Annotated in this window: 15 protein-coding genes; 5 read left to right on the top strand and 10 right to left on the bottom strand. The window is 69.1% G+C overall.

Annotation, left to right across the window (positions count from 1 at the left end; all coding sequences use genetic code 11):
• Positions 1–70 precede the first annotated feature (70 nt).
• Positions 71–481 (top strand): PLD nuclease N-terminal domain-containing protein, encoded by a 411-nt coding sequence (locus tag ACIA73_RS34240; RefSeq protein WP_399442825.1) that lies wholly within the window; start codon positions 71–73, stop codon positions 479–481.
• A gap of 56 nt (positions 482–537) precedes the next feature.
• Positions 538–1,167: a DUF4291 domain-containing protein gene (locus ACIA73_RS34235; RefSeq protein WP_399442824.1), complete on the top strand. Its 630-nt coding sequence runs from the start codon at positions 538–540 to the stop codon at positions 1,165–1,167.
• A gap of 25 nt (positions 1,168–1,192) precedes the next feature.
• Here the strand turns inward: ACIA73_RS34235 and ACIA73_RS34230 are convergent, their stop codons facing one another.
• The 8 genes from ACIA73_RS34230 to hemL form a co-directional block, all read right to left on the bottom strand.
• Complete coding sequence (locus ACIA73_RS34230; protein WP_399442823.1) at positions 1,193–1,714, bottom strand: SRPBCC domain-containing protein; 522 nt, start codon at positions 1,712–1,714, stop codon at positions 1,193–1,195.
• Positions 1,715–1,782: 68 nt separating this feature from the next.
• The gene (gene ccsB / locus ACIA73_RS34225) at positions 1,783–2,892 is read right to left on the bottom strand and encodes a c-type cytochrome biogenesis protein CcsB (protein WP_399442897.1); all 1,110 of its coding nucleotides are present in this window, start codon (positions 2,890–2,892) and stop codon (positions 1,783–1,785) included.
• A gap of 89 nt (positions 2,893–2,981) precedes the next feature.
• Positions 2,982–4,769, bottom strand: coding sequence for a cytochrome c biogenesis protein ResB (locus tag ACIA73_RS34220; RefSeq protein WP_399442822.1), 1,788 nt, complete (start codon positions 4,767–4,769; stop codon positions 2,982–2,984).
• Between the two features lie 4 nt (positions 4,770–4,773).
• Positions 4,774–5,553, bottom strand: a complete 780-nt coding sequence (locus ACIA73_RS34215) for a cytochrome c biogenesis CcdA family protein (RefSeq protein WP_399442821.1) — start codon at positions 5,551–5,553, stop codon at positions 4,774–4,776.
• Complete coding sequence (locus tag ACIA73_RS34210) at positions 5,550–6,173, bottom strand: TlpA family protein disulfide reductase (protein ID WP_399442820.1); 624 nt, start codon at positions 6,171–6,173, stop codon at positions 5,550–5,552. Before ACIA73_RS34210 ends, ACIA73_RS34215 begins: the two co-directional genes overlap by 4 nt.
• 106 nt (positions 6,174–6,279) lie before the next feature.
• Positions 6,280–7,542, bottom strand: coding sequence for a hypothetical protein (locus ACIA73_RS34205; protein WP_399442819.1), 1,263 nt, complete (start codon positions 7,540–7,542; stop codon positions 6,280–6,282).
• A gap of 198 nt (positions 7,543–7,740) precedes the next feature.
• The gene (locus ACIA73_RS34200) at positions 7,741–8,457 is read right to left on the bottom strand and encodes a histidine phosphatase family protein (protein WP_399442818.1); all 717 of its coding nucleotides are present in this window, start codon (positions 8,455–8,457) and stop codon (positions 7,741–7,743) included.
• The gene (hemL, locus tag ACIA73_RS34195) at positions 8,454–9,761 is read right to left on the bottom strand and encodes a glutamate-1-semialdehyde 2,1-aminomutase (RefSeq protein WP_399442817.1); all 1,308 of its coding nucleotides are present in this window, start codon (positions 9,759–9,761) and stop codon (positions 8,454–8,456) included. The genes ACIA73_RS34200 and hemL overlap by 4 nt, the downstream gene beginning before the upstream one ends.
• 203 nt (positions 9,762–9,964) lie before the next feature.
• On the opposite strand from hemL, the gene ACIA73_RS34190 reads away from it, so the two are divergent.
• The 3 genes from ACIA73_RS34190 (at position 9,965) to ACIA73_RS34180 (ending at position 12,212) form a co-directional block, all read left to right on the top strand.
• Entirely contained in the window at positions 9,965–10,576 is a 612-nt protein-coding gene (locus tag ACIA73_RS34190; RefSeq protein ID WP_399442896.1) for a hypothetical protein, read from the top strand.
• Positions 10,577–10,722: 146 nt separating this feature from the next.
• A complete protein-coding gene (locus ACIA73_RS34185; RefSeq protein ID WP_399442816.1) occupies positions 10,723–10,911 on the top strand; it encodes a hypothetical protein in 189 nt (62 codons plus the stop codon).
• A 179-nt stretch (positions 10,912–11,090) separates the two neighbouring features.
• A complete protein-coding gene (locus tag ACIA73_RS34180) occupies positions 11,091–12,212 on the top strand; it encodes a magnesium and cobalt transport protein CorA (RefSeq protein ID WP_399442895.1) in 1,122 nt (373 codons plus the stop codon).
• A 114-nt stretch (positions 12,213–12,326) separates the two neighbouring features.
• Here the strand turns inward: ACIA73_RS34180 and ACIA73_RS34175 are convergent, their stop codons facing one another.
• On the bottom strand, positions 12,327–12,692 hold the full coding sequence (locus ACIA73_RS34175; protein ID WP_399442815.1) for a VOC family protein: 366 nt from the start codon (positions 12,690–12,692) through the stop codon (positions 12,327–12,329).
• Positions 12,693–12,814: 122 nt separating this feature from the next.
• The gene (locus ACIA73_RS34170; protein ID WP_399442814.1) at positions 12,815–13,249 is read right to left on the bottom strand and encodes a GNAT family N-acetyltransferase; all 435 of its coding nucleotides are present in this window, start codon (positions 13,247–13,249) and stop codon (positions 12,815–12,817) included.
• Between the last annotated feature and the right edge of the window lie 39 nt (positions 13,250–13,288).

Genomic DNA, 13,288 nt, shown 5'->3' with positions numbered 1-13,288 from the left:
CGACTACCCTTGGGCCCTCACCGGGGCCGGTTCACACGGCCACTGCGACGTTCCCAGGGGGAAGCACTCCATGCTCAGGGCACTGATGTTCATCCTGCCGCTGGCGCTGACGATCTACGCGTTCATCGACTGCCTGAACACCCCCGAGGACGAGGCCAAGCACCTGCCCAAGGTGGCGTGGGTCTTCATCATTCTGCTCTTCTGGATCGTCGGCCCCATCGTCTGGCTGGCCGCGGGCAAGGACCGCCGTCCCCCGGAGGGCGGCCGTACGCCGTCGGAGTGGCACCGCAACAAGCGCAACCAGTGGGTGGCCCCCGACGACAACCCCGACTTCCTGAAGTCCATCAAGGACGAGAACAAGAAGGACGAGTCGGTGCTGAAGGACTGGGAGGCCGACCTGCGCCGCCGCGAGGAGGAGATCAAGCGGCGCGAGGACGGCGACGAGGGTGGGACCAAGGGCCCGGAAGACTCCGCGAAGTAGCTCCCGCGCGGTAAATCCCCTGGCCTTGCGGGGTACGTACGTCCAGGCTTGCGGCCATGGAGACCGACCTACCGCAGACCGCCGTACCGCACCCCGCCGTGCCGCAGCGCCAGATCCGCGCCCTGCACACCGCCGACACCATCACCGTCTACCAGGCGTACTCGCCGGCGATCGGACTGGCCGCGGCCCGCGACGGGCGGTTTCCGTGGATGTGGAAGCGGGATCGGATGACCTGGATCAAGCCGTCGCTGTTGTGGATGTGCTACCGGTCCGGGTGGGCGACGAAGCCGGACCAGGAAGTGGTGCTGGCGGTGGAGCTGCGCCGCGAGGGCTTCGACTGGGCTCTTCGCAACGCGGTGCTCTCGCACTACGACCGGAGGATCCATCCGGACCGGGCCGCCTGGCAGCGGGAGCTGAAGAGGACGCCCGCGCGCGTCCAGTGGGATCCGGAACGGGACATGCGGCTCCAGCCGCTGCCCTACCGGTCGCTGCAACTGGGGCTGTCCGGGGAGGCGTCCCGGCGGTACGCGGACGAGTGGACGGTGCGGATCCGCGATGTGACGCCGCTGGTGCGGACCCTGGGGTCGATGGTCCGGTCGGGACGGCCCGAGGACGCGGAGCTGCTGATGCTGGTGGAGTCTGTCTACCCCGAACCGGAGGGCGGGCTCGGTCACCTGGGAGCGTAGGCGGGCCGGGGCCGACTCCGTCGGGCTACCCCTGGCCCCCGTACTCCCCCAGCAGTTCCCGGTACCGGGTCAGCGTCCACCCCGACCAGTCGTACGGCTCCCCGTCCAGCGCCGCCCCCAGAAGTTCCAGATGGTTGTGCCACCCCGCCAGCCGGGAGTTGCGCTCCTCCTCGCCGATGTCCCGGACCTCGTTGGTGAACCGCAGCACCGTTCCGCCGGGCCCGTTCGCCTCAAGGTGGAACCGGGCCCGACCGTGCAGCGCCAGTGTGTACTCCGCGACCCGCCCCGGGTCCCACGCCGTGATCCGGCCCTCGTCGACCGTCGGCGGGCCCCCCTTCTCATCACCGTTCTGCCAGGTGAAGGTCGTCGCCCCGCCCAGCTTCGGCTCCCACGGCTCGGGCACCGCCAGCCACTGGCCCAGCCCGGCGGGGGTCGCCACCGCCGCCCACACGTGGTCCAGGGGATGCGCGAGCTGAAGCTCGTAACGGAGCAACCAGTTGTCGCTGCCGGGACGGGGTTCGGCCTTGCCGTACGGGATCGCCTTCATAACAGGACAGCCTGGCCCGGCCGCCTGTGAAATGCGACCGGACCAGGCTGAACAGCGCAAAAGAGCGGTCAGACCCCGGCGTACGAGTGCTTGCCGGTGAGGAAGATGTTGACCCCGTAGTAGTTCCAGATCCACGTGGCGAAGGCGAACAGCGCCAGGTACGCGGCCTTGCGGCCCTTCCAGCCGGCCGTGGCGCGGGCGTGCAGGTAGCAGGCGTACGCGATCCAGGTGACGAAGGACCAGACCTCCTTGGGGTCCCAGCCCCAGAACCGGCCCCACGCGTCGCCCGCCCAGATGGCGCCCGCGACGATGGTGAAGGTCCACAGCGGGAAGACACCCGCGTTGATGCGGTACGAGAACTTGTCCAGGGTGGCGGCGGCGGGCAGCCGGGACATGGTGCTGTCCATGACGCGGCGCAGCGGGACGCGGGCCTTGCGGACGGCCCTCACGAAGCCGTTGGCGGGCGGGAGAGTGGCCAGGTGCGCCTTGAAGACGTCCGCCGTCTCGCCCAGCTCGGCCCGGACCTCGTAACGGTCGCGCAGCAGGTAGCCGACGGTGCCGACGGCGCCGACGTAGAAGACCGCACCGCAGAAGATCGCGGTGGAGACGTGGATCCACAGCCAGTACGAGTCGAGCGCCGGGACCAGCTGGTCGCTGTCGGTGTAGAGCCACTTGGTGGCGACGCCGAGGTCCAGGAGCACCGTGGTGACCAGCGGGAGGCCGATCCAGCGGACGTTCATCCTGGTGAACAGGAACGCCAGGTAGATGCCGACGGCCACCGTGGAGAAGGTGATCGAGAACTCGTACATGTTGCCCCAGGGGGCACGCTGCACGGACATCGCGCGGGCCGCGACACCGCCCGCGGCGATCAGGAAGCCGAGGAAGGTGAGGGAGATCGCGATACGGCCGTAGAGGTCGCCCTTGAGCGTGCCGCCGGACGCGCCCTCGCCGTCCGCCGCGTCGCGCGCACCGGCGGCGGCGCGGGTGACGACCTGCGGCTTGTCGAGCACGGCGGTGGAGCCCTTGGAGCGGACCGTCACCGCGGGGGCGGCGGGCTCGGTCAGGGCGGCGGCGGTACGGCCGACCCGGCTGCGGCTGCCGAAGGTCCACTCGGCGATGTGGGCCAGGAAGGCCAGGGTGTAGACGGCCATCGCGGAGTAGATCAGGACGTTGCTGATCTCCGCGAGGTTCTGGTTGGTCTCGCTGACTGCGCCAGCGGCTTGAGTGACTGCGTCAGCGGCTTGGCTGACTGCGGCGGCTGCGTGGATCACGCGCGCGCTCCTTCGGCAGGGGGTTCGACAGAGGAGGGCGTCGCGGTCGTCGGCGCCTGGGTGTGGAGGGCTTCGGCCAGGGCGGCCAGTTCCTCGGGGAGCCGTCCGGACTCGCTGCGGCCGAGTCCGGCCATCTCGACGACGGTGGTTCCGTCGTCCGCCCGTACGGCACGGATCCAGACGCGTCGGCGCTGGATGAACAGGGAGGCGGCCAGGCCCACGATGGCGGCGATGGCACCGGCCAGCGCCCACATGTTGCCGGGCTGCTGGGAGACCTGGAAGGTCGCCCATTCCTTGATGTCCTTCTCGAAGGTGACCGATCCGGCCCCGTTCGGCAGGTCCATCTTCTCGCCGGGCAGCAGCATCTTCGCGAAGGGGCTGCCGTCCGGCTTCTTGAACTGGGTCATCTTGCGGGTGTCGAGCTGGTACACGTTCTGCGGCAGGCCCGCGTCCACGCCCAGGCTGCCCCGGAAGGCGGTCAGCGCGAGCGCCGGGTAGTCCAGCCCCGGGTACTTGGAGAACATGCTGCCCTTGCCCGCACCGCCGAAGGTCGGCACGAAGACGGCGGTGAAGCCCAGCTGGGTCTTCTTGCCGTCCTTGTCGCGGTAGCCGTCCATCACCTTGATGGCGCCGGTGGAGGTGACGTTGGCGTCGGTGGGCAGCAGCGGGGCGGGGCCCTTGAAGACGACCTCGCCGCGCGGGTCGCGGACGGTGACGACGGGCGCGTAGCCGTGGCCGATGAGGTGGACCTTGGAGCCGCCGACCGTCAACGGGGTGTTGACCTCGATGACGCCCTTCTTCGAGGGTCCTTCGGCGCCCTCGGAGTAGGTGATGTGGGCCTCGTAGACGCGGGGGGTGCCGCGCTGCGGGCCGCTGCGCTCGTACGTCCCGACGAACTCGTCCAGCTTGAAGCTGAACGGTTCCAGGTCCTGGTCGCGGTCGAAGAGCGAGCCGGACTTGAAGTCGTCGTACTGGGTGAGGGTGTTGGAGAAGCCACCGCCCTCGGTGATCAGCTTGCCGCCCTCGGACTTGAAGAGCTGCCCGGTCGCGAAGGCGAGCAGGAGCACGATCAGAGCGATGTGGAAGATCAGGTTCCCGGCTTCGCGGAGGTAGCCCTTCTCCGCGGTGACCGCGTCGCCGGAGGCGTCCGCGCGGAAGCGGCGCTTCTTCATCAGGGCGAGGCCGAGCGCGCGCACCTCCTCGGGGGAGGTGTCGGTGCGCCAGGTCGTGTACGCCGGCATCCGGGTCAGCCGACCGGGCGCGGCCGGCGGCCTGGCGCGCAGCTGGCCGACGAACTGCCAGGTGCGGGGCACGATGCAGCCGATGAGCGAGACGAACAGCAGGATGTAGATCGCGGAGAACCACACCGAGCTGTAGACGTCGAAGAGCTGCACCTTGTCGTAGAGCGGTGCCAGCGTCTCGTGCGCCTTGAAGAAGTCGTCGACCTTGGTCTGGTCGACACTGCGCTGCGGGATCAGCGACCCGGGGATCGCTCCCAGCGACAGCATGAACAGCAGGATCAGCGCGACCCGCATCGAGGTCAGCTGCCGCCAGAACCAGCGCACCCAGCCGACGACACCGAAGGCGGCGGGAGCGGCCGTGCCCTCCGGGGGTTCGGTCTCGCGGTCGTCCTTCGGGGCGGTCGAGAGACGGTCGGCGGCAGCCTGTTCGTCGGCACGGGAGGCGGCATCCGTACGGGAGGCCCGCTCATCGGCGCCGGAAGCGGCATCCGTACGGGAGGCCTGCGCGTCCGCCTCGGCGTCCGGTCCTTCGGTCTTGCTCATGGAACTAGATCCCCACCTGGAAGCTGTTCGTCCAGCCTTGCATGTCCTGCACCACGGCATCCCACAGGCCCGTCAGAAGCAGCAGACCCGTCGCGATCATCATGATCCCGCCGATCCGCATCACCCAGACGTAGTGCTTCTTCACCCAGCCGAACGCACCGAGCGCCTTGCGGAAGGCGATGGCGGCAAGGATGAAGGGGACGCCGAGGCCGAGGCAGTAGACGGCCATCAGCAGGGTGCCGCGCATCGGGGCGGCCTCGTTCATCGACAGGCCGAGGATGACACCCAGCGTGGGCCCCAGGCACGGCGTCCAGCCGATCCCGAAGAGGACCCCGAGCACCGGCGCCCCGACCAGCCCCGCGACAGGCTTCTTGTGGAAGCGGTACTCGCGCTGGGTGAGGAAGGGGAAGGCGCCCATGAAGAAGAGGCCCATCAGCACCATCAGCGCGCCGAGCACGATGTTGGTGGTGCTCTTGTACGTCTGGAGAGTGGACCCGAAGTAGCTGAAGAGAGCGCCGCCGGAGATGAACACGGCGCTGAAACCGAGCACGAACAGCCCGGCCCCGGCCGCCATCCGCCCCTTGCGCGCCTCGGCGAGGTCGGTGCCGCTGGTGCCCGTGACGTACGACAGGTAGCCGGGGACCAGCGGCAGCACGCACGGCGAGAAGAACGACACCAGGCCCGCGAGCAGCGCGATCGGCAGCGCCAGCAGCAGCGCACCGGACTGGACGGTCTCGGTGGTGTCGGCGGCCAGCGTGAGGAGCGGAAGGGGCGGCGTACTCACTTCTCGGCCAGCACGGGGTCGATCATCTTGCGCAGCTTCGTCTCGCTGAGCGCGGCCAGCGAGCGGGCCGCGACCTTGCCGTTCTTGTCGATGACGAGGGTGGACGGAATGGCCTGCGGGTTGAGGCTGCCCTTGGGGAAGCGCAGCATCAGCTTGCCGTCCGGGTCGTACAGGCTGGGGTATTCGATGCCGGCGTCCTTCTCGAACTGCACGGCGAGTGCCTTCTGATCGTCACGGGTGTCGATCCCGACGAATTCCACGCCCTTGGCCTTGAGCTCCTTGGAGACCTTCGCGAAGGTCGGCGCCTCGGCCCGGCAGGGCGGGCACCAGGAACCCCAGATGTTCAGCACGACGACCTTTCCCTTGAGGGAGGCGACGTCGAACTTCCCGCCCTGGAGCGTCTCGCCGTCCAGCTTCGGGGCGGCGGTGCGGTCCTCCAGCGGAACGGTGTCGATACGGTCCGCACCGGCCACGAAGTTGGTGCCGCTGCCGCTGGTGGACTTGTCTCCCTCGCCGCTGCACGCCGACAGCGCGAGGCCGCCGACGAGCACTGCGGACACCGCGAGAGCGGTACGGGAAGTACGGGTCGAGCGGCGGCTGGGGGCGCGGAGACGGCTCATGTGAAAAGTTTCGCATGGCAGTTCCATTGATCTTCGACGCCCCCCTACGTGCCCGCAAAGCCCCTTGTCAAGGGCCCATAAGCGGTCGGACCGGCCATCGGGGCAGCTACTGGGCGGCGGCCTTGAGGAAAGTGTTCCACCCGTCGGCCGGCTTCTGCCCGACCTGGAGCGTGCGCAGCTTGGCGAGGACCTTCGGGTCCTGCACGTCGAGCCAGTCGCAGTACTGCCGGAAGGACACCAGCCGGACGTCCTTCTTTCCGGCCATGTGCTTGAGGGCGTCCTCCACGGCGTCCATGTAAATGCCGCCGTTCCACTGCTCGAAGTGATTGCCGATGTAGAAAGGCGCACGGTTCGAGGTGTAGGCGCGCTCAAATCCCTTGATGTAGGCGCCCGTTGCTTCCTTTTTCCAGCCGGGATAGCGCGAGGTCATTCCCTTGGTGGAATTCTTCGACTGATTGGCGAGCATGTTGTAGTCCATGGAAAGGACCTCGAAGCCGTGGCCGGGGAAGGGAATCTGCTGGAGGGGCAGATCCCAGACGCCCTTGCGCTTCCGGGGCCACATCTGGTGGCCGCCGGGCGAGCTGGCGTCGTACCGCCAGCCCAGCTTCTTGGCGATCGGCAGCAGGTTGTCCTGGCCGAGCAGGCAGGGGGTGCGGCCGCCGACCAGCTCCTTGGAGTAGTCGAAGGGCAGCGGGTCGAGGTCGGTCCACCCGGAGTTGGTCTTCCACTCGGTGACGAACTTCACCGCCTGGTCGATCTCGGACTCCCACTGCGCGGGGGTCCACTTCGCGACCGAGCCGGAGCCCTGGCAGAAGTGGCCGTTGAAGTGGGTGCCGATCTCGTGGCCCTCCAGCCAGGCCTGCCGGACGTACTTCAGCGTCATCTTGACGTGTTCGTCGGTGAGGTAGCCGATGTCGGAGGCGCCGACCCGGTTGTTCGGCGGCTTGTAGAGCTTGGCCTTCGACTCGGGCAGCAGATACAGCCCGGACAGGAAGAAGGTCATCGCCGCGTCGTGGTCCTTGGCGAGCTTCAGGAAGCGGGGGAAGAGCCCGTTGCCGACCTCGCCCGCGCCGTCCCAGGAGAAGACCACGAACTGCGGCGGGGTCTCGCCGGGCTCCAGCGGGACCGGCTTCTTCGGCTGGTTCGGCTGCTTGCCGGTGTCGGCGGTGGAACCGTCGCCGATCGGTTTGGCATTGTCGGTGGGCGAGGGGGTGCCCGGCTTGTCCGGCTGGGTGGTCCCCTGGCCCTTGCCGGGGTCGCCCGGGTTTCCGGGTCCGTTGCTCTCGCCGCCCTTGCAGGCGGCGAGGCCGACCGCCGCGGCGGCCCCTGCTCCGATACCCAGCAGTCCCCTACGGCTGATCTCGCGCATAACTCCCCATCCGCATTCGTCGCACCATCGGCCCATCAGATGGACAACGTTTTAGATGGTGCAACGAACGCGGAGGTTCCGGCAAACCGCACATAATTCACTGCGTGTTCGCCGAATTACCAAGCGAGTTAATCAGTGGGGCAGGTGTGGTTCACGCGTGGATTACATGTGAACCCACGGGCGCCGATCACCGTGTCGTCAGGCGCCGAACGCCTTGTCCTTGCCCTTCACCGGCTTCGCCCCGGCCAGCAGATGCGCCGGTACGAGATCCCGGGCCGGCTCGCTGTAGCCGACCGAGACGATTTTGTCGCCCTGGTACGTGAAGGACGTCAGCGAGGCCAGCGTGCACTGCCGCTTGCGCGGGTCGTGCCACAGCCGCCGCCGCTCGACGAAGCTCCGCACGATCCAGATCGGCAACTGGTGGCTGACGCACACCGCCTCGTGACCGCGCGCGGCGTCGCGTGCCGCGTTGAGGGCACCCATCATCCGTACGACCTGCTCGATGTACGGCTCGCCCCAGGACGGGCGGAACGGGTTGGTCAGGTGCTTCCAGTTCTCCGGGCGGCGCAAAGCACCGTCGCCGACGCCGAAGGTCTTGCCCTCGAAGACGTTGGCGGCCTCGATCAGCGCGGGGTCGGTGGCCAGGTCCAGGCCGTGCGACTTGGCGATCGGGGTGGCGGTCTCCTGGGCGCGCTCCAGCGGGGAGGCGACGACGTGGGTGATGTCACGTCCCTCCAGGTGCTCGGCGACCCGGTCGGCCATCTTCCGGCCGAGGTCGGAGAGGTGGTAGCCCTCGCGGCGGCCGTAGAGGACACCGTCCGGGTTGTGCACCTCGCCGTGCCGCATCAGATGGACGACGGTCAGGTCCTTGCTGCCCGCGCCGCTCTCGCTGCCCGTGCTGTTCCTGCTGCTCATGCGGTGGCCTCTGCTGCGGCTCGGGCGGCGGCGGGCAGCGCGGCGGCGATCCGCTCGACGGCCTGCGCGTCGTGGGTGGTGGAGACGAACCAGGACTCGAAGGCCGACGGCGGCAGATAGACGCCCTGCGACAGCATCGAGTGGAAGAACGCGGTGAAGCGGAACGACTCCTGCGTGCGCGCGTCGTCGTAGTTCCGCACCTCGTCGGGGGTGAAGAAGACGGAGAACATGTTGCTGGCGTTCTGCAGCCGGTGCGCGACACCTTCCTTGGTGAGCGCCTCGGTGACCAGCGTCCGGATCTCCAGCGAGACCGCGTCGACCTTCCGGTACGCCGCGTCGTCCAGCAGCCGCAGCTGCGCGAGTCCGGCGGCCGTCGCCACCGGGTTACCGGACAGGGTGCCCGCCTGGTAGACCGGGCCGACCGGAGCCAGGTGCTCCATGACGTCCCGGCGCCCGCCGAAGGCCGCCGCCGGGAAGCCGCCGCCCATCACCTTGCCGAAGGTCATCAGGTCCGGCTGCACCCCGTCGACGCCGTACCAACCGGCCTTGCTGGTGCGGAAACCGGTCATCACCTCGTCCGAGATGTACAGCGCGCCGTTCTGCTCGCAGGCCGCCTTCAGTCCCGCGTTGAAGCCCTCGCCCGGCGGGACCACGCCCATGTTGCCGGGCGACGCCTCGGTGATCACACAGGCGATCTCGCCGGGGTGCGCCAGGAAGGCCGCGTGCACCGCGTCCAGATCGTTGTACGGCAGCACGATGGTGTCGCCGGCCTGGGCACCGGTCACGCCCGGAGTGTCCGGCAATGCGAAGGTCGCCAGGCCCGAGCCGGCCGCCGCGAGCAGCGCGTCCACGTGCCCGTGGTAGCAGCCGGCGAACTTGATGACCTTGGCCCGGCCGGTGAATCCACGGGCGAGACGGATGGCCGACATCGTCGCTTCCGTACCGGAAGAGACCAGTCGTACCTGCTCAACGGGCTCGATCCGGGCGACGATCTCCTCGGCGAGCGCGACCTCGCCCTCACCGGGCGTACCGAAGGAGGTACCGCGGGCGACCGCCTCCTGGACGGCGCCGACGACGTCGGGGTGCGCATGGCCGAGGATCATCGGCCCCCACGAACACACGAGGTCGACATACTCACGGCCGTCCGCGTCGGTGAGGTACGGACCGGTACCGGACACCATGAACCGGGGCGTACCGCCCACGGCCTTGAAGGCCCTTACCGGGGAGTTCACGCCGCCGGGCGTCACAAGGGACGCGCGGTCGAAAAGCGTCTGCGAAACTGGGGCGTCATAGGGGAGGCTCACACAGCAATGGTGTCAGAGGCCCGCCCGTCCTCGTGGACTGGTTGTTTCACCGCGCCCTCGCTGGACCTGTGGGCTCCGCCGGTGTTTCACCGCCCGGGGGTGGGGGAGGTCACTGGGACGATGATCGGGTTGCGCGTCGGGGATCGCGCCATTTGGAATGGCATGGCAAAGGCGCTGACACACAGCACAGTCGGGTGAGAGATATGCATCGCGGTGGCGGACTGGGCGAGCCGGCCGACGATCTGGGTCCCGAGCGGGCCCGTCGCGGACGGCACCGACGGCGGGAGCGTGCGGTGCACGCGGACGCCGCTGACTCCGAGCTGTCCGCCGACGCACTGTCGAGTTCGGTTTCGGGTACGGGAAGCAGGGTTGGCCGGGTGGGGGTGACCTACAAGTACTTCGGTGCCCCGAACGGCGCGACGGCCGCCCGTGTGCCCATTTCGATGCGCCCCGAGGAACTGGGCGGCGACGAACTGGGCATGGGCGGCATGTTCACCAAGATCAAGCCGGAGACGATGGCCGCGATGGTCCTCACCGGCATCCAGGGCATACCCCTGCACAAGGTCCCCCCACTCGAACTGGTCGTCCTGCACCCCGACTACGCCGTGGTGAAGCTCCCCATGACGGTCGTCGACCCGCTGCGCGACGTCGGCGAGGAATCGGTCGGCGCGGCCGCCTTCATCTGGTCCACGGTCCCCGACCGCGGCGGCCCGAGCGACGCGTTCAACGTCTATCAACTCCTGCACGAATGGCAAGACTTCAGCCACCGGCTCCACGAAGCGGGACATCAGGCGTACTGCCTGGTCTGGCCCTGACCGGCCCCGCTCGCGCCGCTGACCCCGGTATCTCTGATTCCGGTACGCCGCCGAAGGTGGCCAGGGCCCAGCCGCCCCATGGTTTTCACGCCATTCTCAGCTGCCCGGAACGCCGATTGTCAGTGGGTTCACCTAGGGTTGTGTACATGGCCTCCACAACTCCTACGTCTCGCACGCCTGGTCCCGTTCGGTCCCCCGCCCTCGTCAACGCCGACATCCGCGCGCTCTGGTCGCGTACGGACGGCGCCCTGTCGGCGGCGGACGAGGCGCGGTACCAGGAGCTGCTGGTGGAGTGGGCGGAGTCGGTCAGGGCAGCACTGGTGAAAGCCGCCTAGCGGAGCCCCACAGGGGTGAACCCGGCGCCCACGGCGACCATTTGCCCTCCCCTGGTGGAGTGGAAGGCGGCTGTACGGGCAGGGTGGGGGACGGCCGCTCAGGCCCCGGGCAGGCCACCACGAAGGTGCGGTCCGGTCGTGACGCCCTGCCAGGAGCCCCCGACGTGACCCTCCCCCGTATGACCCTGTCCGTGTCCCTCCCCCGCCCACGGCTCCGTCATCTGCGCCGCGCGGTCCGCCGGGTGACCGGCCGCGGCGTCGACCTCAGCCACCCCTCCCGCTCCCCGCTGGGCAGCGCGGTGGAGAACTGTGTGGTCTTCGAGGAGGGCGTACGCCGGGCCAGGGACTGCTCGGCGGCCGAGGCGCTGGAACGGGTCCGCAAGGGCGAGGACCGGTCCTTCGTGTGGCTCGGACTGCACGAGCCCGACCAGGAGGAACTCGACTCGCTGGCGGACCTGTTCGGACTGCACCCGCTGGCGGTCGCGAACGCGGCGGGCCCGCACCGCAGGCCCCGGCTGATGCGGTACGACGACACCCTCTTCGCGGTCTTCAAGACCGTGCGCTACGTCGAGCACGAGGAACTCACCGCGAGCAGCGAGATCGTGGACACCGGCGAGCTGGTGGTCTTCACCGGCCGGGACTTCGTGATCACGGTACGCAACGGGCCCAGCGGATCGCTCGGCCCGATCCGGGAGGCCCTGGAGGACAACCCGGATCAGCTCGCGCTGGGCCCGGCCGCCGTGCTGCACGCCCTCGCGGACCATGTGGTCGACGAGTACGAGGCGGTGGCGGACGCGTTGCAGGACGACCTGGACGCCGTGGAGAGCGAGGTGTTCAGCGCGGCGGCGGGCAGGGTCGACCCGGGCCGGATCTACCAGCTCAAGCGCGAACTCCTCGAACTGCGGCGGGCGGTGGCCCCGCTGGACCGCCCGCTGCTCGCGCTGACCGACCCGTTGAAGCCGATGCCGCCGGTGCCGCCGGAGCTCCAGCCGTACTTCAGGGACGTCGCCGACCATCTCGCCCGGACCGTCGAGCAGATCACCGCGTACGACGGGCTCCTCGACTCGATACTCCAGGCGCACCTGGCCCAGGTGACCGTCGCGCAGAACGAGGACATGCGGAAGATCACCGCCTGGGCGGCCATCATCGCGGTGCCCACGATGGGCTGCGGGGTCTGGGGCATGAACTTCGACTTCATGCCGGAGACAAAGTGGGTCTGGGGTTATCCACTGGCTCTGGGGTTGATGGTGACAGCCTGCTTTGTGGTGCACAGAAGTTTCCGGCGCAACGGCTGGCTCTGAGGGGGCTCCGCGGAAGGGGGCTCTGAGGGGGCCCCGCGGAAGGGGGCGGCCCGATCCTCCGGGCTGCCCCCTTCACCGCCGATACCTTGCTTCACCGCCGGTACCGTGCCCGGCTCACTCCTGGCAGAGGCAGAACGGGTGGCCGGCCGGGTCGGCGTACACCCGGAAGCTGCGCTGCCGGTCCTCCGTGTCCAGGGGCCTGGCGCCCAGGGCGAGAATCTGCCGTTCGCCCTCGTCCAGGTCGGGGACGTCGAGGTCCAGGTGCAGCTGCTGGGAGTTGCGTTCCGCGTTCGGCCACTCCGGCGGGTGCAGGTCGGGCACGCGCTGGAAGGAGATGCGGTGGCCGCCGGGGACGTGCAGGTCGTACCAGTCGGCGTCGTACTGCTTGATCTCACCGCCGAGGATGCTCGCGTAGAACTCGGCGAGCGCGGGCGGGTCGGGGCAGTCCAGGGCGACTGTGCTGTAGGTGGCGATGGGCATGAGGCGTCCTTCCCGGGGGGGTACGGCCGGTACACCGGGACGGGTTCCCGCCCTGGAGCGGGGTAACGCCGCAAGGAGGGGAGGGCACCCCGACCGGGGGAGGACCGCGCGGCACGCCCCGGCTACGACAGCACGTCCTTCTGGAAGTGGAAGGCCGCGATCTCCATCTTCTCGCGCAGGTAGAACTGGTGCGCCCGGGTGCGCTGGGTCCCCGAGTCGAGCACGAACCTCTTGCAGCCGGACTCCTTGGCCCGGTCCTGGAGATGGCCGAGGAGATGCGAGCCGACGCCCGTGGAGCGGGCCGCCGCCGCGGTCACCAGGTCGTCGACGAACAGCATGCGCAGGGTGCTGGTGTTGACCTGCACCCGCCAGCCGGCCGCCCCGACACAGGTGCCGTTGTCGTCGTACGTCGCGGAGAAGCGGAGCCCGACCGGGTGGCCCTCCTCGTACACCTCGGTGAAGGTCTGCTCGGTGAGGTGGGGGCGGAGTTCGAGGAGCACGGGAAGCAGGTCGGAGAGGAGGCGGGGGTCGCCGGGGCCAAGATCGATGGTCTTCATGGCGGCAGGTTAGAGCAGCGGGGAGAGGCACCCGGAGGG

The organism is Streptomyces sp. NPDC051561 (genome assembly GCF_044454195.1).
Lineage (GTDB): Bacteria > Actinomycetota > Actinomycetes > Streptomycetales > Streptomycetaceae > Streptomyces.
This window is presented reverse-complemented; position numbering and strand designations above follow the sequence as displayed.